Annotated in this window: 17 protein-coding genes; 9 read left to right on the forward strand and 8 right to left on the reverse strand. The window is 65.3% G+C overall.

Features of this window, described 5'->3' with window-relative positions:
- The first annotated feature begins 51 nt into the window (after nt 1-51).
- A complete protein-coding gene (gene glk / locus OIN59_RS05795; RefSeq protein WP_274108001.1) occupies nt 52-1029 on the forward strand; it encodes a glucokinase in 978 nt (325 codons plus the stop codon).
- Nucleotides 1026-1445, forward strand: coding sequence for an SMU1112c/YaeR family gloxylase I-like metalloprotein (gloA2, locus tag OIN59_RS05800; protein WP_274108004.1), 420 nt, complete (start codon nt 1026-1028; stop codon nt 1443-1445). The genes glk and gloA2 overlap by 4 nt, the downstream gene beginning before the upstream one ends.
- Before the next feature lie 31 nt (nt 1446-1476).
- Here gloA2 and OIN59_RS05805 read toward each other — a convergent pair whose 3' ends face one another.
- The 4 genes from OIN59_RS05805 to OIN59_RS05820 form a co-directional block, all read right to left on the reverse strand.
- Nucleotides 1477-2481 (reverse strand): tripartite tricarboxylate transporter substrate binding protein, encoded by a 1005-nt coding sequence (locus tag OIN59_RS05805; RefSeq protein WP_274108006.1) that lies wholly within the window; start codon nt 2479-2481, stop codon nt 1477-1479.
- Between the two features lie 65 nt (nt 2482-2546).
- Nucleotides 2547-2897 (reverse strand): NIPSNAP family protein, encoded by a 351-nt coding sequence (locus OIN59_RS05810; protein ID WP_274108008.1) that lies wholly within the window; start codon nt 2895-2897, stop codon nt 2547-2549.
- On the reverse strand, nt 2887-4650 hold the full coding sequence (locus OIN59_RS05815) for an FAD-dependent oxidoreductase (RefSeq protein WP_274108010.1): 1764 nt from the start codon (nt 4648-4650) through the stop codon (nt 2887-2889). Before OIN59_RS05815 ends, OIN59_RS05810 begins: the two co-directional genes overlap by 11 nt.
- A 129-nt stretch (nt 4651-4779) precedes the next feature.
- A complete protein-coding gene (locus OIN59_RS05820) occupies nt 4780-5646 on the reverse strand; it encodes an SDR family NAD(P)-dependent oxidoreductase (protein WP_274108012.1) in 867 nt (288 codons plus the stop codon).
- 125 nt (nt 5647-5771) lie between these two features.
- Here OIN59_RS05820 and OIN59_RS05825 point away from each other — a divergent pair, with 125 nt between their 5' ends.
- Entirely contained in the window at nt 5772-6683 is a 912-nt protein-coding gene (locus OIN59_RS05825; protein WP_274108014.1) for a helix-turn-helix domain-containing protein, read from the forward strand.
- A gap of 119 nt (nt 6684-6802) precedes the next feature.
- Here OIN59_RS05825 and zwf read toward each other — a convergent pair whose 3' ends face one another.
- Nucleotides 6803-8257, reverse strand: a complete 1455-nt coding sequence (gene zwf, locus OIN59_RS05830; protein ID WP_274108016.1) for a glucose-6-phosphate dehydrogenase — start codon at nt 8255-8257, stop codon at nt 6803-6805.
- A 174-nt stretch (nt 8258-8431) separates the two neighbouring features.
- Here zwf and pgi point away from each other — a divergent pair, with 174 nt between their 5' ends.
- The 3 genes from pgi (at nt 8432) to OIN59_RS05845 (ending at nt 11877) form a co-directional block, all read left to right on the forward strand.
- On the forward strand, nt 8432-10000 hold the full coding sequence (pgi, locus tag OIN59_RS05835; RefSeq protein WP_274108018.1) for a glucose-6-phosphate isomerase: 1569 nt from the start codon (nt 8432-8434) through the stop codon (nt 9998-10000).
- Nucleotides 10001-10174: 174 nt separating this feature from the next.
- A complete protein-coding gene (locus tag OIN59_RS05840) occupies nt 10175-11404 on the forward strand; it encodes an AGE family epimerase/isomerase (RefSeq protein WP_274108020.1) in 1230 nt (409 codons plus the stop codon).
- Nucleotides 11405-11445: 41 nt separating this feature from the next.
- Nucleotides 11446-11877, forward strand: a complete 432-nt coding sequence (locus OIN59_RS05845; protein WP_274108022.1) for a GNAT family N-acetyltransferase — start codon at nt 11446-11448, stop codon at nt 11875-11877.
- A gap of 90 nt (nt 11878-11967) precedes the next feature.
- On the opposite strand, the gene OIN59_RS05850 is transcribed toward OIN59_RS05845, so the two are convergent.
- Nucleotides 11968-12897: an SMP-30/gluconolactonase/LRE family protein gene (locus OIN59_RS05850; protein WP_274108024.1), complete on the reverse strand. Its 930-nt coding sequence runs from the start codon at nt 12895-12897 to the stop codon at nt 11968-11970.
- Between the two features lie 101 nt (nt 12898-12998).
- On the opposite strand from OIN59_RS05850, the gene edd reads away from it, so the two are divergent.
- The 3 genes from edd to OIN59_RS05865 all read left to right on the forward strand — a co-directional run bounded on the left by edd (nt 12999) and on the right by OIN59_RS05865 (nt 16067).
- Nucleotides 12999-14768 carry a phosphogluconate dehydratase gene (gene edd / locus OIN59_RS05855; protein ID WP_274108026.1) on the forward strand — a complete coding sequence of 590 codons (1770 nt, stop codon included), beginning with the start codon at nt 12999-13001 and terminating at the stop codon, nt 14766-14768.
- Between the two features lie 140 nt (nt 14769-14908).
- The gene (gene eda / locus OIN59_RS05860) at nt 14909-15538 is read left to right on the forward strand and encodes a bifunctional 4-hydroxy-2-oxoglutarate aldolase/2-dehydro-3-deoxy-phosphogluconate aldolase (RefSeq protein WP_274108028.1); all 630 of its coding nucleotides are present in this window, start codon (nt 14909-14911) and stop codon (nt 15536-15538) included.
- A 229-nt stretch (nt 15539-15767) separates the two neighbouring features.
- Nucleotides 15768-16067 (forward strand): DUF805 domain-containing protein, encoded by a 300-nt coding sequence (locus tag OIN59_RS05865; protein WP_274108030.1) that lies wholly within the window; start codon nt 15768-15770, stop codon nt 16065-16067.
- Between the two features lie 113 nt (nt 16068-16180).
- Here the strand turns inward: OIN59_RS05865 and OIN59_RS05870 are convergent, their stop codons facing one another.
- Nucleotides 16181-16543: a hypothetical protein gene (locus OIN59_RS05870; protein WP_407655065.1), complete on the reverse strand. Its 363-nt coding sequence runs from the start codon at nt 16541-16543 to the stop codon at nt 16181-16183.
- Between the two features lie 798 nt (nt 16544-17341).
- A complete protein-coding gene (gene groL, locus OIN59_RS05875) occupies nt 17342-18994 on the reverse strand; it encodes a chaperonin GroEL (RefSeq protein ID WP_274108032.1) in 1653 nt (550 codons plus the stop codon).
- Nucleotides 18995-19024: the final 30 nt, after the last annotated feature.

Raw genomic sequence — 19024 nt, forward strand, 5'->3', positions numbered from 1 at the left:
TTAGCGCATGTTCTACTAGCGCTAGCAGCTGTTTTTGCTTAAAAACACCGCATGACACCCCTGCGCCTGCTGGCCGACATTGGCGGCACCAACATTCGCCTGGCCTGGCAAGACCAGCCCGATGGCCCCTTGCACGACACCCGTGTGCTGCCCTGCGCACAGTTCCCCACGGTGGATGCTGCGCTGTCGGCCTACCTGGCCGAAGTGAACATCGCCACCCCGCGCGAGGCTGCGTTTGGCATCGCCAACCCGGTCACGGGCGACGCCATACGCATGACCAACCACAGCTGGAGCTTTTCGCAGCGCGCCGTGCGCGAGGCCTTTGGTTTTGAGCGGCTGGTGGTCATCAACGACTTCACCGCACTGGCGCTGGCGCTGCCCCTGCTCACGCCCGAGCAGCTGCGCCCCGTGGGTGGCGGCGAGGCCGTGCCGGGCGCCGCGATTGCGCTGCTGGGCCCAGGCACGGGCCTGGGCGTGTCGGGCCTGGTGTTTCCGCCCGGCTCCAGCCTGGGGGTGCCGCTATCGGGCGAGGGCGGCCATGTCACGCTGGCCGCGCAGACCCAGCGCGAGTTCGATGTGCTGGGCATCCTGCAAGAGCGCTACGGCCACGTATCGGCCGAACGCGCCGTGTGTGGCGCCGGGCTGGTGGACCTGTACCACGCGCTGCGCCGGCTGGCCCAGCGCGGTGGCAAGGAAATCAGCTCCGCCGCGCAGGTCACCGAGCTGGCGCTGCAGGCCAACGACCCGCTGGCGCTGGAGGCGCTGGAGCTGTTCTGCGGCTTTCTTGGCAGTGTGGCGGGCAACCTGGCGCTCACGCTGGGTGCGCGCGGTGGCGTGTACCTGGGCGGTGGCATGGTGCCGCGCCTGGGCACGTGGTTTGACCAGTCCCCGTTCCGTGCACGGTTTGAATCCAAGGGGCGGTTCCAGCCCTACCTGGCGACCGTTCCCTGCTGGGTGATTGACCCCAGCGCCACGCCTGCGCTGTTTGGCGCATCGCGCGCGCTGGACATTGCGGGCACAGACGCATGAGCAGCAACAGCGCACCACCGCCCATGCTCCGGCCCACCGGGGTGCACCACGTGGCCGTCATCGCCAGCGACTACGCCCGCTCCCGCCGCTTCTACACCGAGGTGCTGGGCCTGCAGGTGGTGCACGAGCATTACCGCGCCGAGCGGCAGTCGTACAAGCTCGACCTGCAACTGCCCGATGGCACGCAGGTGGAGCTGTTTTCCTTTCCTGAGCCGCCTGCGCGCCCGTCCTACCCCGAGGCCTGCGGCCTGCGCCACCTGGCCCTGCGTGTGGCAGACATGGCGGCCAGTGTCGCTGCCCTGGCCGCACATGGCGTGGCCGTGGAGCCGGTGCGCACGGACCCGTTCACGGGGGCGCTGTTCACCTTTTTTGCCGACCCCGATGGGTTGCCGATCGAGCTGGTCGAGCCGGCCTGACCGGCGCAGGTTCTCCTTCGTTGTCCTGCGCTCAGTCCACGGCGATGCGGCGTTCCTTGATGAGCGCTGACAGGAGCTGCGTTTCTGCCCCGATGGTCTGCTGGAAGGCGGTGGCGTCTTGCACGATGGGTTCGGCCCCCAGGTCGGCAAAGCGGCTTTTCACCTCCGGCTGGGCGACCGCCTTGGCGATCTCGCTGGCCAGTCGGTTCACGATGTCGCTGGGCGTGCCTGCGGGCGCAAACACGCCAAACCAGTTGCCCAGCTCCACGCCCTTGATGCCCAGCTCGGTCAGGGTGGGGGCCTCCGGGAAGAAGGCCGAGCGCTTGGTGCCCGTCACGGCCAGCAGCCGTGCGCGGCCTTCGCGGATGTGCTGGAAGCCGGTGGCCGGGTCGAAGTAGTAGTCCACCTGCCCGGCCAGGATGTCCTGCAGCGCCGGTGCCGCGCCCCGGTAGGGCACATGCACGGCGTCGAACCCCGCCTGCTGCTTGAAGAGTTCGCCCACCAGGTGCATCTGGGTGCCAGCGCCCCCGGAGGCATAGCTGAGCTTGCCAGGCGCCGCCTTGGCCATGGCCACCAGGTCGTTGGCGCTTTGCACAGGCAGCCCCTTCTTGGCCACGAGGTAGAGCTGAGCGTAGCCCAGGCTGGCTACGGGGCGCAGGTCGCGCTCGGGGTTCAATGCGGGCTTGAATAGGAAAGGGTTGGCTGTCTGCACCGAGATGGGGGCCACCATCAGCGTGTGGCCGTCGGGGGCGGCCTTGCTGGTTTCCATCACGCCCAGGTTGCCGCTGGCGCCCGGCTTGTTGTCTACCACGACGGGCTGGCCGAGCGACTTGCTCAGTGCCGCGCCTGCTACGCGTGCCATCACGTCGGTGGTACCGCCAGCCGGAAAGCCCACGACCAGCCGGACGGGCTTGCTCGGCCACGCTGGGGGCTGGGCCAGGCTGGCGCCCGTGGTGGCGGCCAGGCAGGCTGCGGCGCTGGCGCGCAGCAGCAGGTTGCGACGGGTGATGAAGGTGTGAAGGGATGGGATGTGCATGGTTTGTCTCCGTTGATGTTGTCTGTGGTGGCCGGTGGGCGCAATGGGGCAGGGCGGGTGTTGCTTCAGGGCTGGTGCGTCCTCCAGCCCGGCATGGGCGTTGCGCGGACAAGGCGCGTTTCCTGCGCCACGATCAGGTGCTCGGACGCTGCCAGGTAGGCGGGAAACGCTGGGTGGCTGTCGCGGGCCTGGCAGCGGCGCTCGTAGTCGGCCAGGTCTTCGTAGGCCCACAGGTGCACGAACTGGTTCAAGGGGCCGACCTGGCTGACGTAGAACCCCACCGGGTGTCCCAGCGTGTCCATCAGCACGGGCATGGCCATGCGGTTGAACACCTCCAGGAACTCGCCCATCTTGCGCAGGCGGATGGTGTAGATGCGGTGGTCCACCAGGGGCTTGGCCAAGGGCTCATGCGGCATGGCAGGCTTCCTTGCGGGTGGGCGCTGTGCGCTGGTCTGGCGGCCATGCGCCGGCCACATGGTGGCCGGTGATCCAGCCAAAGGTCATGGCAGGCCCCAGCGTGATGCCAGCGCCAGGGTAATTGCCACCCATGATGCTGGTGCGGTCGTTGCCCACCGCGTACAGCCCGGGTACAGCCTGCCCGTCGGCACGCAGCACCTGGCCCTCGGTGGTGGTGCGCAAGCCCTCGAACGTGCCCAGGTCGCCCATGACGACCTTGACCGCGTAGTAAGGGCCAGCACCGATAGGGGCCACACAGGGGTTGGGCTGCTGGTCGGGGTCGGCCAGGTAGCGGTTGAAGGCCGTGGTGCCGCGCCCGAACTGGCGGTCCTCGCCGTTGCGCGCGCCGGTGTTGTACTCGCGCACGGTGGCCTCCAGCCCCTCGGGGTCGATGCCTGCGGCATGGGCCAGGTCGGCCAGCGTTCGGCCCTTGAAGAGATAGCCCTTGCGGATCAGGCCGCCCACGGGCATGGGCGCGGGCTTGGCATAGCCCAGGCCGTATTTGGACAGCGTGGCCTGGTCGCACAGCAGCCACATGGCGGTCTCGCGCTGGTCGCGGCAGGCCTCGATCATGGCAGCGCCCACGTCGTGGTACGAGTGGGATTCGTTGGTGAAACGCCGCCCGTTGCGCAGCACCCCGATGATGCCGGGCTTGTAGCGGTCCAGCAGGTGCGGAAACACCCCCGTGCGGCCTTGACTCAGGGGCACGCGCGACACCGGCATCCAGGCGGCTGCGCCCACACCGTCAAAGCGCTCATCCACTTGCCCCCCGACTTGCGCACCCAGGCGCAGGCCATCGCCGGTGTTCTCTGCGGGCACGGGCGAGAGGTGCTCGCCACCGCTCGCCAGGTGCGGGTAGCGCTGGGTGATGCGGGCCACATCGTGGGGGTAGCCGCCGCAGGCCAGCACCACGCCCCGGCGGGTGCGGATGCGCCGTTCGCCCCGGGGCGTGTGCACGCGTGCACCGGTCACGCGGTCATCAGCTTGCAGCAGTTCGCGCGCTTCGGCCTCGGTGTGGATCGGAATGCCTAGGTCGAAACAGGTCTTGGCCAGGCGCGCAGCCAGGGCATTGCCACTGGTCACCTGCACGCCCCGGCGGTAGCGCAGCAGGTCCAGCAGGTGGCCCCCCAGGCGCCGTGCCACATAGGCAGCCGACACCACCGATTTGGTGGCGCGGAAGAAATGCTTGAGGTCGGCGTTCGACGAGTTGAACATCATGCCCACGAAGGTGATCGTGGACAGCGGCGGGCGCAGCCGCGCCAGCTCTGGCCCCAGCTGGCTCGCGTCATAGGGCGCGGCCAGGATGGAGCGGCCAATGGCAGCGCCCCCTGGTGCGTCGGGGTGGTAGTCGGGGTAAAGCGTGGGCACGAAGCGCACGGCGGTTTCGCGCTCGAACCAGGCCACCATCTCGGGCGCGTGGTCCAGGAAGGCGTCGACCGCGTCGGCTTGGTAGAACGGCCCCGTCTGGTCCTGCATGTAGGTGCGCATGGCCTCGCGGGTGTCTGGTGCAGCGCATTGGGTGTTGCCCGGGATCCAGAGCACCCCGCCCGAGAAGGCGGTGGTGCCACCGAAGCAAGTTGCCTTTTCGATCACGATGACATCCAGTCCGTGTTTCCTGGCCGCGATGGCGGTGGACAGGCCTCCGGCGCCGGAGCCCACGACCAGCAGGTCGCATGTCAGTTCCTGGCTGGATGAAGGGTTGGCAGGGTTCATGTTGCAGTCTCCTTATTGAAGGGGGCGTATGTGCAGGGGGCGCTGGGCATTGCCCATGCGGCGGCCTGCACCGGTGGTGCTTGGTGCGTGTGTTCTGGTCAGGGGTGGCGCCGTGCTGGGCGGTGCGCGTCAGGTGGCTGGGGCAGGTGTGCGGTTGAAGCCCGGGCGCGGCACCATGTCCATCAACATGCAGCCCAGGCCGCCATCGACCAGCAGCTCTGCGCCGTTCATGTAGGCTGATCGGTCGCTGGCCAGGAACAGCGCGGGTTCGGCAATATCCCGGGGCTCACCGACGCGGCGGCTGGCGGTGGCTGCTGCGCGTCGCGCCTCGAAGCCTGGCTCCTCATAGAAGCGGGCAGACAGCGCGGTGCGGATCATTCCAGGGCAGATGGCATTGCTGCGCACGCCCCGGGGGCCCCACTCGGCCGCCAGCTGGCGCGACAGCAGCAGCACCCCCGCCTTGCTGGCGCTGTAGGCGCCGCTGGCGGTCTGCGGGTGCAGGGCCGATACCGACGCCACATGCACCAGCGAACCCCGGCCCGCATGCAGCATGTCCTGCCCAAAGGCCCGCGAGCACAGCAGGTAACCCGTGAGGTTGACGGCCAGCACGGCATTCCAGTCGGCCAGCGATACGCTGTCGAGGCTGCCCGGACGAAGCAGGCCCGCGTTGTTGATCAGCACGGCGGCGGGCCCCAGGCTTTCGCGCACCTGTGTGGCTGCGGCGGACACGGCACTTTCGTCTGTGATGTCGCAGGCCACGGCGAGTGCATGGCCTCCCTGTGTGCCCAGTCGCGTGGCCATCTGCCGGGCCGTATCGCCGTCGCGGTCCACCAAGGCTACCCGTGCTCCCACCGCTGCCAATGACTCTGCAATAGCGGCGCCGATGCCGCTGCCTGCTCCGGTGACAACGCAGACGCGCCCCTTCAGGCCCAGCCAGTTAGCGCCTTGCGCAGGAGAAAAGTCATCGGGGGCGATGCGGTTGTCGCTGTGGTTCATGGGCTGTTGTCTCCTTGTTGTGATGGGGTGAAGCATCCTGCAACATGCCTCCTTTCTCAATCGACAAACCGGGCCATGAGCAGGACAATTCGTGCATTGATGGCAATAAAGGATGGGTAGAAACCATGAGAACCGAACCCGGCACCGTGCGGCAGTTCGCGCTCTACGGCACGCAGGACGCCGCGCCTGCCTGGGCTGATCTGGTGCATCTGGAGCGGGTGCCGGAGCGCTCCAGCCTGTTTGGCTGGGAGATCGATCTGCACTTTCACGAAGGGCTGATTCAGGTGCTGTACCTGACGGCAGGCGGTGAAGGCGGTAGCGCGCTGATGGATGGCAAACGCTGGCCGTTGCATCCTCCGTGCCTGGTGGTGGTGCCTGCGCGCACCGTGCATGGGTTCAGCTTTCACCCGGGCACGGACGGCCCGGTGATCACGGCTGCGCAAAAGCCCCTGGAGTCACTGGCCGCGCTGGCGGCACCGGAGTTGTTGGAGCACATCCGCCGCCCCCTGGTACTGCCAGTGGATCCGGCGGGGCGCCATGCCCAGGCGCTGCAGCCCCTGTTCGAGGTGATCGGGCAGGAGGCCCATGTGGACGGCGGTGTGCGCGCTGCAGGCATGCCCCTGCTGGTGGCGCTGTTCGTGCAGATTGCCCGCCTGGCGCAGACCTCGGCAGCGCTGCCCGAGGCGGTGCCCTCGCGCAAGGCGGTGCAGATCGAGCGGTTTCGCGCCCTGCTGGACACGAACGTGCGCCAGCACACGCCGGTGCACGCGTATGCGGATGTGCTCGGGATCTCTGTGGGGCAGCTCTCTCGCCTGTGCCGCGAGGTGCTGGGGGTCTCCGCCCAGGAGGTGGTCAACGCTCGCGTGGTGCATGAGGCCCAGCGGGAGCTGGTGTATTCATCTCTCTCGGTCAAGCAGATTGCGGCTGAACTGGGCTTTGAGGACGAGGCCTACTTCGGGCGTTTTTTCAAGAAGCACACCGGCCAGCGCCCCACTGATTTCAGGCGCGAAGCCCGGGCGCAACTGGCGGGTGCGTAGTGCTCACCAAGAGCCTGCTCACAACTCCCTGCGGGGTTGTTCAAAGGCTCTGATGGAGCAAGTCCGCTTGGCGGGTGGTGGAGGTGAAGGGAGGGAGAGAAACGAGGCTCCAGCCCGGTCTACATCTCCTCGCTCCAGCAATACCCGTCGCGCGCAATCATCGCGCTCGCGGCACGCGGGCCCCAGCTGCCTGCGGGGTAGGGGCGGGGGCCTGCAGGGTCGTTCTTCCAGTATTGCAGGATGGGTTCCACCCAGCGCCACGCTTCTTCCTGCTCGTCGCTGCGCACAAACAGGTTCAGGCGGCCAGCGATCACATCGAGCAGCAGGCGTTCGTAGGCGCCTACGCGCTCGGTGCCAAAACGCTGGTCAAAGTCCAGGTTCAGGTGCACTTGCGACAGAGCGGGTTCCGTCTGGTGCTGGGCGGCACCCTGCGCCATCAGGTGCAGCTCCAGCCCGTCCTTGGGCTGCAAGTTGATCACCAGCCGGTTGGCGGCGCCTGCGGGCGTCTTGAAGATGGGGTGGGGAACGGGGCGGAAGTTGATGACGATGTGCGCGTCGCGCCCCGCCAGCCGCTTGCCGGTGCGGATGTAAAACGGCACACCCGCCCAGCGCCAGTTGCTGATCTCGGTGCGCAGTGCCACAAAGGTTTCGGTGGTGCTGTTGGGGGCCACGCCTTTTTCCTGCGCGTAGCCGGGCACGGGCTGGCCCTGGTGGTTGCCCGCCGCGTACTGCCCGCGAATCACATGCTGGCCGATGGTCTCCAGCGTCCAGGGCTTGAGCGACTGCAGCACCTTGAGCTTTTCGTCGCGGATGGCGTTGGCGCTGGAGTTGATGGGCGGCTCCATGCCAATCGCGCACAGCAGCTGCAGCGCATGGTTCTGCACCATGTCGCGCATCGCGCCGGTCTGGTCGTAGAACGCGCCGCGCGACTCCACGCCCAGCTCTTCGGCAATGGTGATCTGGATGTTGGCAATCGTCTCGCGGCGCCACAGGGGTTCGAACAGCGCGTTGCCAAACCGCAGCGCAAACAGGTTCTGCACCGAGGGCTTGCCCAGGTAGTGGTCGATGCGAAAGACCTGTTCTTCTTTCAGCACGCGGCGCAGTGTGTCGTTGATGGCTTGGTTGGACTGCAGGTCGTGGCCCAGGGGTTTTTCGAGCACCACGCGGGTGTTGGGGCCGTTCAGTCCCACGGCGGCGATCTGCTCGCACACGTTGGTGAACAGGCTGGGTGCGGTGGCCACGTACATCACCACCGAGTCGGCGCCGCGCGCTTTCAGGGCCTCCGCCAGGCGCTCGTAGTCCTGGGTTTTGGACAGGTCCATGCGCAGGTAGTGCAGCAATGCCGCGAACCGCGCAAACTCGTCGGGTGTCGGGCGCTTGGCCAGCTCTACGCTATCGAACCGCGACTGGATCAGGCTGCGGTATTGTTCGTCGCTCAGATCGTCGCGTGCCACCGCGATGATGCGCCCCCCCTCGGGCAGGGTGCCATGCCGGAATGCCTGAAACAATGCGGGCATGAGCTTGCGCCAGGCGAGATCGCCGGTGCCGCCGAACAGGACGAGATCAAAACTCATGGTGTCTCCGTGATGGGGTGGTTCGTTTTGTTGCGTGGGATTGTAATCACGTTACATGATTTTCTAAAGAGGAGTGCCTTGTATCTACTGCTTGTAACCCAAAAGAACCTGCTAATAGGTCACTTGGGCTTGTAATCAAGTTACTATTTCGGCGCTTTTCACCTCACCCGTTTGATGACCATGCCTCTCCGTTGCGACCAGTCTGCGCTGTGGCCCCAGTTGGCCGACCACTACGCCTCCCACGGCCAGCACCTGGACATGCGCCAGGCGTTTGCGCAGGACGCCCAGCGGTTTGCGGCCTTCAGCCAGTCGGCTCCGCATGTGTTTGCCGACCTGTCCAAGAACCTGTGGGACCGCGACACCGAAGCCCTGCTGCTGGACCTGGCCCTCGATTGCGGCCTGGTGCAATACCGCGATGCGATGTTCGCAGGCGAGGCCATCAACACCACCGAAAACCGCGCCGTGCTGCACACGCTGCTGCGCCGCCCTGCGGGCGTGGCCTTGCCCGGTGATGTGCCTGAGACGGCACAACGACTGGCCGATGTGCACCACACGCTCGATGCCATGCTGCATTACGCCGAGCAAGTGCGCAGCGATGCCGCCATTACCGATGTGGTGAACATCGGCATCGGCGGGTCGGACCTGGGCCCGCACATGGCCGTGCGTGCGCTGGAAGAGTTCCGCACGCCGGGCAAGCGCTTTCACTTTGTCTCGAACGTGGACGGGCATGAGCTGCACCATGTGCTCAAGGGCCTGCGGCCCGAGAGCACGCTGTTCCTCGTCGCGTCCAAGACCTTCACCACGGCCGAGACCATGACCAATGCGCGCTCGGCCTTGGCGTGGTTTGGCGCCGAGGGCGGGCGCGATGTGGCGCGCCACTTTGCCGCGCTCACCACCAACATCGAGGCCGCAGCTGACCTAGGCATCACCACCACCTTCGGCTTCTGGGACTGGGTGGGCGGCCGCTATTCGTTGTGGTCGGCCATTGGCCTGCCGATTGCCATCGCGATCGGCGCCCAAGGCTTCCGTGACTTCCTTGCGGGCGCGCACGCCATGGACGAACACTTCCGCACCGCACCGCTGGCGCAGAACCTGCCTGTGCGCCTGGGGCTGCTCGATGTCTGGTACCGCAATTTCCATGGCTTTACCAGCCGCTGCATCGCGCCTTACCACGCAGGGCTGGGGCGCTACTCGGCCTACCTGCAGCAGCTGGAGATGGAGAGCAATGGCAAGCGCGTGGCGCAAGACGGCAGCACGCTGGCCTGCGTGACGTCGCCCGTGCTGTGGGGCGAGCCCGGCACCAACGGCCAGCATGCGTTCTTTCAGATGCTGCACCAGGGCGCCGACGTGCTGCCGCTGGAGATCGTGGCCGTGCGCAGGGCCTCGCACCCGCTGCCAGGCCACCAGCAAAAGCTGCTGGCCAACGCCCTGGCGCAAACGCAGGCGCTGATGGTGGGCAAGTCCAGCGACGACGGCCACCGGCACTTTCCGGGCAATCGGCCCAGCACGCTCATGCTGCTCGAATCGCTCACCCCCGCATCGCTGGGCGCGCTGATTGCGCTGCAGGAGCACCGCGTGTTTGTGAGCGGTAGCCTGTGGGGCATCAACAGCTTTGACCAGTGGGGCGTGGAGTTGGGCAAGGTACTGGCCAAAGACCTGGAGGCACGGCTGGAGAGCGGCGATGTGGCGGGGCTGGATGGCTCGACTGCCGGGTTGCTGGGCCTGCTGCGCAGCGGCGACTGACCTCGGCACGCTTTTCGCCAGCTCCAAGATCCTTTCGGGTGGAGCTGGCCGAAGCTTTGTGCAGAGCGGCTGCCGGCACGCCTCTAACAATAAATATCCGTCCACGCTGAGCCTGTCGAAGCGCCGCCCGAGGCTCCGACCCGCTCAGCCCGAACGGCTCAGGAGACTCCCACCATGACCGCGCCCCTGCCGGACTTTCGATCCCCCGCCTTCCTGCGCCAGCACCTGCGCCGCACCATGGCGTTCTACGACCCTGTGGCCACGGACCCGAGCGGCGGGCAGTACCACTTCTTTCTGGACGACGGCACGGTCTATAACGCGCACACCCGCCACCTCGTCAGCGCCACCCGCTTTGTGGTCACACACGCCATGCTCTACCGCACCACGGGCGAGGCGCGCTACCAATCGGGCATGCGTCACGCGCTGCAGTTTTTGCGCACCGCGTTCCTCGACCCGGCCACGGGCGGCTATGCCTGGTTGATCGACTGGCAGGATGGTCGCGCCACCGTGCAAGACGACACGCGCCACTGCTACGGCATGGCCTTTGTGATGCTGGCCTACGCCCGCGCTTATGAGGCTGGAGTGCCCGAAGCCCGAGCGTGGCTGGCCCAGGCGTTTGACACCGCCGAGCAGCATTTCTGGCAACCCGCCGCAGGCCTGTATGCCGACGAGGTCAACCCGGCCTGGCAGCTCACGGGCTACCGAGGCCAGAACGCCAACATGCACGCCTGCGAGGCCATGATCTCGGCCTTCCGCGCCACGGGCGAGCGCCGCTACATCGAGCGTGCTGAACAGCTCGCGCAAGGCATCTGCCAGCGGCAGGCTGCGTTGTCGGATCGCGCCCATGCCCCTGCCGCCGAGGGTTGGGTGTGGGAGCATTTCCACGCCGATTGGACCGTGGACTGGGACTACAACCGCCACGACCGTAGCAACATCTTCCGCCCCTGGGGCTACCAGATCGGCCACCAGACCGAATGGGCCAAGCTGCTGCTGCAACTGGATGTGCTGTTACCCGCTGAGTGGCATCTGCCCTGCGCGCAGCGTTTGTTCGACGCCGCCGTGCAGCGCGGCTGGGATGCCGAACACGGCGGCCTGTACTACGGCATGGCACCCGACGGCAGCATCTGCGACGACGGCAAATACCACTGGGTACAGGCTGAAAGCCTAGCCGCTGCTGGGGTGCTGGCCGTGCGCACTGGCGATGACCATTATTGGCAGTGGTACGACCGCATCTGGGCCTATTGCTGGGCCCACTTTGTGGACCACGACCGCGGCGCCTGGTTTCGCATCCTGCACCGTGACAACCGCAACACCACCCGCGAAAAGAGCAACGCGGGGAAGGTGGACTATCACAACATGGGGGCGTGTTATGACGTGTTGGGGGTGGCGGTGGGGGGTGAGTAAGAATGATGGCTATCGGCCAATTTCGGACAAGGGGGTCACAAGTGTCAATCGAATGGAAACACTCTACTGATGGGATCGACTGGGAAGAACTTTCTGCCCTTTATCGAGCCGCCCCTCTGGGCGAGAAGAGCCCGCTTCATCTGCAGAAGGTCTTCTCAAACAGCATGTTCAAGTGTTTTGTCTACGAGAATGCAAAGCTCGTAGCGGTGGGGCGTGCGCTCGCAGATGGTGCAGATTGCTCGTACATCTGCGACATTGCGGTATCGCCTAGTCATCAAGGTACTGGCCTCGGCAAACAGGTTGTCAGCAACTTGATGGAAATGTCATGCGGACACAAGAAAATCATCTTGTATGCAGTTCCTGGCAAAGAGCCTTTCTATAGGAAGTTTGGCTTCTTGCGAATGAAGACTGCCATGGCTGTTTTTGACAATCAGAAGCAGCAAGTTGAGAAGGGCTACCTCAGTGAAGCCTAGCTCTTCTGTCGTGAGGGTAAGCGTAGGGGATAGGTGCCGACCTTCAGGGAAGCCAAACGTCTGAAATGGTCCTTGAACCGCCCAGTGTCCTCAGTACGTGAAGAGGTTCACTGGTAGTCCAGCAGTCTCCGCCTGCACGCTGAACAGTGCCCCTGCCGGAACCTCCGCCTCCTGCTCCTCTACTGGCCTCCCCTCCCTTGCCGACGTAATGAACAGCGTCCGCAAATCCTCCCCCCCAAAACACACCATGGTCGGGCACTGCACCGGCACCGCAATGCGCTGCAGCACCTCACCCGCTGGGGAAAGCTGCAAAACACACGCCCCTTCGTACATCGCCACCCAGTAGTTGCCTTCCACATCCACCGCTGCGCCATCGGGCCGCCCACCATAGGGCTGGCCGTCCACCTTGCGGTCGAACTGCACCCAGGGACGGCGGTGGGTGATTTCGCCCGTGGCCACATCAAAGTCAAACCGGTCAATGCGATGCTCGGGCGTGTTGGACCAGTACATCGTGCGGTTGTCGGGGCTGAAGGCCAGGCCGTTGGCGGTGAAGCTGTCGCCCGCCATGTGGCGCACGCTGTAGCCGGTAGCACTGGCCGGGTCGGCCTGCAGGCACCACAGCGCGGCATTGGGGGTGGTACGGGGCGTGATGACCGAGCCCGCCCAGAAACGGCCTGCGGTGTCGCAGCGGCCGTCGTTCAGGCGCAGCACGGCGGTGTCGTGCAACTCGGGCGGCAGCAGGGCCAGGCAGGTGAGGGCGGTGGGGTCTGCGCTGTCCTTCGCGGTGTCCAGAAGATAGAAACCGTTCCGTAACCCGATTACCAATTGACCGTCGGCTGCTGGCGCGCAGCAGCCAGGCTCGCTGGGCATGCGCCATTGCCTATGCTGGCCGGTGCTGGGGCTCCACGCATGCACTGCAAAGCCCTGAATGTCGCACCAGTAGAGCTGCTGTTCCTCGGGGTGCCAGAAGGGAGACTCGCCCAGTTCGGACGGCGGCAGGGGCAGGGTTTGCAGGGACATGGGTTGAAACGGGGTGGTTATCGAGTTACATTTTAGGGCCTCAGATAACAGGCGCCAGACACACCGCTCTGGGGCCGAGCCACCCACCGATGGAGACTTCCATGCATCCAGTAGTAGCGCGCGTGACCGAGCGCATTGTCCAGCGCAGCGCAGACACCCGCGGCGCCTACCTCGCAGGCATCGACGCCATGATCGCCCGCAAGCCCGCACAAGACCGCATGGGCTGCGCCAACCTGGCCCACGCCTACGCGGCGCTGCCGGGTTCGGACAAGTTCAAGGTCACCGTCGAAAAGGCCCCCAACATCGGCATCGTCACGGCCTACAACGACATGTTGTCGGCCCATCAGCCGTACCAGAGTTACCCTGCCGTCTTGCGCGATGAGGCGGCCCAGCGCGGCGCCACGGTGCAGGTTGCGGGCGGTGTGCCAGCGATGTGCGACGGCGTCACACAGGGCACGCCCGGCATGGAGCTGTCGCTGTTCTCCCGCGATGCTATTGCCATGGCCACTGCGGTAGCGCTGTCCCACGATGTGTTCGATGGTGCGCTGCTGCTGGGCGTGTGCGACAAGATCGTGCCCGGCCTGCTGATCGGCGCATTGCACTACGGCCACCTGCCCTGCGTGTTTGTGCCCGCAGGCCCCATGGGCACGGGCCTGTCGAACAAGGACAAATCCAAGGTGCGCGAGCAGTACGCACAAGGCCTGGTGGGCCGCGACGAGCTGCTCAAGGCCGAGTCCGCTGCGTACCACAGTCCCGGCACCTGCACCTTCTACGGCACGGCCAACAGCAACCAGATGCTGCTCGAAGCCATGGGCTTGCATGTGCCCGGCGCGGCGTTCGAGTCGCCCGGCACCGAGGCGCGCGAGGCCTTCACCCGCCAGGCGCTGCGCGCGGTGCTCGACATCGGCAAGCGCGGCAACCGCTTCACACCCATCGGCAAGCTGGTGGACGAGCGCTGCATCGTCAACGCCATGGTGGCCTTGTTGGCCACGGGCGGCTCTACCAATCACCTGATCCACTGGGTGGCGATTGCGCGCAGCGCGGGCATCCTGATCGACTGGACGGACTTTGACGAACTCTCGTCGGTGGTGCCGCTGCTGGCCCGCGTGTACCCCAACGGCGATGCCGATGTGAACCAGTTCCAGGCAGCGGGTGGCCCGCCCTGGATCCTGCGCGAGCTGCTGGCGGGTGGCTTTATGCACCCCGACGTGATGAGCGTGAACGCAGGCGGCATTGCCGACGGCGGCAAGAGCGCCCCCGCCGTGTCGGGCGACACCTCGGTGCTGCGGCCCGTGAGTGAGCCCTTCTCGCCCACGGGCGGCCTGCGCTTGCTGCAGGGCCGCCTGGGCCGCGCGGTGATCAAGGTGTCTGCCGTGCCTGAAGACCGCCACATCGTCGAGGCACCCGCCCGCGTGTTCGATTCGCAAGAAGCCCTGCTCGCCGCCTTCAGCGCGGGCGAGGTGAACCAGGATATGGTCGCCGTGGTGCGCTTTCAGGGCCCGCAGGCCAATGGCATGCCTGAGCTGCACAAGCTCACACCCCCGCTGGCGGTGCTGCAGAACCAGGGCTTCCAGGTGGCACTGGTCACCGATGGCCGCATGAGCGGTGCGTCTGGCCGCGTGCCCGCCGCCATCCACGTCACGCCCGAGGCACTGGCCGGTGGCCCGTTGGCCAAGGTGCGCGACGGCGACATCGTGCGGGTCGATGCCGTGGCGGGCACGCTCGATGTGCTGGTCGATGAAGCCACCTGGGCTGCTCGGACACCGGCACCGTACAACGCACCTTCGCAAACCGGCTTCGGCCGCGAACTCTTCACCAACTTTCGCCGCCACGCAGGCGGTGCCGAACAAGGAGCCTGCACATGGTTGTAGGCCCCCCTGAGCCGCTTCGCGTCTTCCCCCCAGGGGGACGCCACCCGTGGCCTGGCAAAGCCAGTTCCACGGTGGCCCTCGCATCGCCTCGCGCCAGTTTCATACGCCGCTTGCGGTAATCACAATCAAGGAGCAAACCCATGAATCCTCTCGACATCGCCAGCCACGGCCCCGTCATCCCCGTCATCGTGATCGACCGCGTGGAAGACGCGCTGCCCCTGGCCGAAGCTCTGCTGGCCGGTGGCGTGAAGGTGTTGGAAGTGACCCTGCGCACCGCTGCGGGCCTGCCTGCCATTGAAACCATCGCCCGCCATCTGCCCGAAGCCGTAGTGGGCGTGGGCACGGTGCTCAACGCCGATGACGCCCGCCGCGCGAGCGAAGCCGGTGCGCGGTTTGCCGTGAGCCCCGGCTACACCTCGGCCGTGGGCAGCGCCTGCAAGGACCTGAACCTGCCCCTGCTGCCCGGCGTGGCCACGTCGAGCGAGATCATGGCGGCGCTGGCCGATGGGTTCTCGTTCCTCAAGCTGTTCCCGGCCGAGGCCGTGGGTGGCATCCCGTTGCTCAAGTCCTGGGCCAGCCCGTTTGGCCAGGTGAGCTTTTGCCCCACGGGCGGCATCACCAACGCCACCGCCCCCAACTACCTGGCGCTGCCCAACGTGCGCTGCGTGGGCGGCTCGTGGCTCACACCCTCCGATGCGGTGCGCGCGGGCGACTGGGCGCGCATCACGCAACTGGCCCGTGACACCCAGGTGCTGCGCAAGGCGGCCTGAGAGGCCTGTGACACGCGACTTTGTAGTGAAAACGGCCTGAAGCGCCCGTTCAGTATGCGCGAGCAGCTATCGAAATAAGAGCGATTTATTTTTTGCCTTATGGCACCGGCGGCACAGCGTGGCCGCCGCGTGTACCAAGCCGGTTGGACTTGTCGCGGCGCCCCTCTATCATGGCCACGCGGGGTAGGCCCGTGACCGAGCAATGACTGTTCAAGAGAGGGAATTCGCTATGGATTTTGTTTCCGCTGTCAAAAGCTGCTTCGCGCAGTACGCAGGGTTTTCGGGGCGTGCTCCACGTTCCGAGTTCTGGTGGTTTGCGTTGTTCCAGTTCGGGGTGCTGGTGATTGCCACCATGATCAGCCAGATGCTGTATGGCATTGCTGCCCTGGCCCTGCTGCTGCCAGCGCTGGCCGTGGGGGCTCGCCGCTTGCATGACATTGGCCGCTCGGGCTGGTGGCAGCTGCTGTCGCTCACCGGCATCGGTACCCTGGTGCTGATCTACTGGTGGGTGCAGCCCAGCGGGGAGTAAAGCCGCTGCAGGCCAGTGCCTGAATTGGTCCCATAGAAAAAGCCCGCAGACCGTAAGGCCTGCGGGCTTTTTTGTGGCCGATCTTGGAGGGAGCGACGGGGGGCTCGTGAGCTTCAGACCTTCAGGGCGCGCTCAATGTCTGTGAGCTTGTAACGTGCCAGGGCGAGGTTGCCCTTGGCCTTGTCGAGCACCAGGTACAGGAACAGACCTGGGTTGTTGGGCACCAGGCGGATCAGGTGATACTGCTCGCCCAGCGTGATGAGGATGTCTTCGATGCCACGGCGCAGGCCTAGCATCTCCATGGTCTTGAGCTTGGCTCTTACCACCTCGGTATTGCCGGCCGCAGCGAGTTCCAGGTTCATTCCGCCTCCCGCCTGGGCCAGGCACATGCCGCTGCGGTGGTCCACCAGCGCCACCGCTTGCGCGCCGTCAATGGTCATTGCGGTATCCATACATTGCTTCAGATTGGTACTCATATCTTCGGTTTGCGAAAGGTTGTGGGTTTGTTGCAGGGCAAGCTCATCCATGGCGCTGAGCTTGCTCAGCTGCTCCATCAAGATGAACCACAGTGTCTGGGGGCTGCTGTCGGGCAACTGGTAGATGTGGGTGCGCGCAGTTTGTGCGGGGGGCGCACTCTTGAAGATGGCTTCTTCCATGAGCGCATTGGGCGCCAGGAAGGCCCACACCACCGCAGGGCTTTGCGGGGCCAGCCATTCCAGCGTAGCGCGCACCAGATTCGCTGAGCCCGGCCCCACCAGCAGAATCACGGCGGCGCTGGAGGGCGAGGGCAGTTGCAGGTCCTTGGCGCTGCCAGGACGTAGCCAGTCGATCATTGGCGCCACGCTGGCGTCGACCAGCGGCACTTGCAGCCAGGGCCCGGGGCCCGATACGTTGGCCACCCCCAGCTGGGCCAGGGCATGCAGACCAAGCCGGGCGGTCAGGTCAAGAACGGTGACAGTGGGGGGGAGTGCCATGGTCGTCGGTGGAAAAAAGGCTCCGAGACGAGGCGTTTAGAGGGAGATCGCCAGCGAATCCACGCAGATGTGGAGGGAACGCCAAAAAATTATATCGAGCAAGAACCAATTCACCGCCTCACGTGAAATGGTGTATCAGATAAGAGGACTTATCAATTGTTGATATGTGTTAACTGCTGATATCGCATATACGCGGGTAAACGGAGTGCCGCCAGCAGTGCCTCCGCCATGAAAAAAGCCCGCAGGCCTCACGGCCTGCGGGCTTTGGGGTGCGGAGCCAGGGGCTCAGCCGCCGGGCAATTACATGCCCATGCCGCCCATACCACCCATGCCGCCCATGTCGGGCATGCCGCCGCCAGCACCGGCCTCGTCCTTGGGTGCATCTGCAACCATGGCTTCGGTCGTCAGCAGCAACGATGCCACGGAGGCAGCGTTTTGCAGGGCCGTGCGGGTGACCTTTGTGGGGTCCAGAATGCCCAGTTCGAGCATGTCGCCGTACGTGTCGTTGGACGCGTTGAAGCCGTAGTTGCCCTTGCCAGCCAGCACAGCGTTCACCACGACGGAGGCTTCGCCGCCAGCGTTGTTCACGATTTCGCGCAGGGGGGCTTCGATGGCCTTGAGCACCAGCTTGATACCGGCTTCTTGGTCAGCGTTGTCGCCCTTGACCGAGTCACCGACGGCTTGCTTGGCACGCAGCAGAGCCACGCCACCACCAGCCACAACGCCTTCTTCCACAGCTGCACGGGTAGCGTGCAGTGCGTCTTCCACGCGGGCCTTCTTTTCCTTCATTTCGACTTCGGTGGCAGCGCCGACCTTGATCACGGCCACACCGCCAGCCAGCTTGGCCACGCGCTCTTGCAGCTTTTCGCGGTCGTAGTCGGACGTGGCTTCTTCGATCTGCACACGCACTTGCTTGACGCGGGCTTCGATGTCAGCAGCAGCGCCAGCACCGTCGATGATGATGGTGTTTTCCTTGCCCACTTCGATGCGCTTGGCTTGGCCCAGGTCGGCCAGCGTGACCTTTTCCAGGGTCAGGCCCACTTCTTCAGCGATGACCTTGCCGCCCGTCAGGATGGCGATGTCTTCCAGCATGGCCTTGCGGCGATCGCCGAAGCCAGGAGCCTTCACAGCCACCACCTTCAGGATGCCGCGGATCGTGTTGACCACCAGCGTAGCCAGGGCTTCGCCGTCAACTTCTTCGGCAATGATCAGCAGGGGACGGCCAGCCTTGGCAACTTGCTCCAGCGTAGGCAGCAGGTCGCGGATGTTGCTGATCTTCTTGTCGAACAGCAGCACGAAGGGGTTGTCCAGAATGGCGGATTGCTTTTCTGGGTTGTTGATGAAGTAGGGCGACAGGTAGCCGCGGTCAAACTGCATGCCTTCCACGACGTCCAGTTCGCTGTCCAGCGACTTGCCGTCTTCCACGGTGATCACGCCTTCCTTGCCAACCTTGTCCATGGCGTCAGCGATCAGCTTGCCAATGGTTTCGTCGGAGTTGGCGGAGATCGAACCCACTTGGGCGATTTCCTTGGAGGTGGTGGTGGGCTTGGAAGCCTTCTTCAGCTCGATCACCAGGGCTGCAACAGCCTTGTCGATACCGCGCTTCAGGTCCATTGGGTTGATGCCAGCGGCCACGTACTTGAAGCCTTCGCGCACGATGGCTTGTGCCAGCACGGTGGCGGTGGTGGTGCCGTCACCAGCGTTGTCACTGGTCTTGGAGGCCACTTCCTTCACGAGCTGGGCGCCCATGTTCTGCAGCTTGTCCTTGAGTTCGATTTCCTTGGCCACGGACACACCGTCCTTGGTCACGGTAGGGGCGCCGAACGAGCGCTCCAGCACCACGTTGCGGCCCTTGGGGCCCAGCGTGACCTTGACCGCGTTGGCCAAGATGTTCACGCCTTCAACCATGCGAGCGCGGGCTTCGCCGCCGAAAACTACGTCTTTTGCTGCCATTTTGGAGCTCCTGAAAATTTGATTCAAATT

The organism is Acidovorax benzenivorans, from assembly GCF_028680575.1.
GTDB classification, from domain to species: domain Bacteria; phylum Pseudomonadota; class Gammaproteobacteria; order Burkholderiales; family Burkholderiaceae_C; genus Acidovorax; species Acidovorax benzenivorans.

Coding starts and splice junctions, on each gene's coding strand:
- glk (WP_274108001.1), top strand. CDS start 52: ATGACACCCCTGCGCCTGCTGGCCGACATTGGCGGCACCAACATTCGC.
- gloA2 (WP_274108004.1), top strand. CDS start 1,026: ATGAGCAGCAACAGCGCACCACCGCCCATGCTCCGGCCCACCGGGGTG.
- OIN59_RS05805 (WP_274108006.1), bottom strand. CDS start 2,481: ATGCACATCCCATCCCTTCACACCTTCATCACCCGTCGCAACCTGCTG.
- OIN59_RS05810 (WP_274108008.1), bottom strand. CDS start 2,897: ATGCCGCATGAGCCCTTGGCCAAGCCCCTGGTGGACCACCGCATCTAC.
- OIN59_RS05815 (WP_274108010.1), bottom strand. CDS start 4,650: ATGAACCCTGCCAACCCTTCATCCAGCCAGGAACTGACATGCGACCTG.
- OIN59_RS05820 (WP_274108012.1), bottom strand. CDS start 5,646: ATGAACCACAGCGACAACCGCATCGCCCCCGATGACTTTTCTCCTGCG.
- OIN59_RS05825 (WP_274108014.1), top strand. CDS start 5,772: ATGAGAACCGAACCCGGCACCGTGCGGCAGTTCGCGCTCTACGGCACG.
- zwf (WP_274108016.1), bottom strand. CDS start 8,257: ATGAGTTTTGATCTCGTCCTGTTCGGCGGCACCGGCGATCTCGCCTGG.
- pgi (WP_274108018.1), top strand. CDS start 8,432: ATGACCATGCCTCTCCGTTGCGACCAGTCTGCGCTGTGGCCCCAGTTG.
- OIN59_RS05840 (WP_274108020.1), top strand. CDS start 10,175: ATGACCGCGCCCCTGCCGGACTTTCGATCCCCCGCCTTCCTGCGCCAG.
- OIN59_RS05850 (WP_274108024.1), bottom strand. CDS start 12,897: ATGTCCCTGCAAACCCTGCCCCTGCCGCCGTCCGAACTGGGCGAGTCT.
- edd (WP_274108026.1), top strand. CDS start 12,999: ATGCATCCAGTAGTAGCGCGCGTGACCGAGCGCATTGTCCAGCGCAGC.
- eda (WP_274108028.1), top strand. CDS start 14,909: ATGAATCCTCTCGACATCGCCAGCCACGGCCCCGTCATCCCCGTCATC.
- OIN59_RS05865 (WP_274108030.1), top strand. CDS start 15,768: ATGGATTTTGTTTCCGCTGTCAAAAGCTGCTTCGCGCAGTACGCAGGG.
- OIN59_RS05870 (WP_407655065.1), bottom strand. CDS start 16,543: ATGAGTACCAATCTGAAGCAATGTATGGATACCGCAATGACCATTGAC.
- groL (WP_274108032.1), bottom strand. CDS start 18,994: ATGGCAGCAAAAGACGTAGTTTTCGGCGGCGAAGCCCGCGCTCGCATG.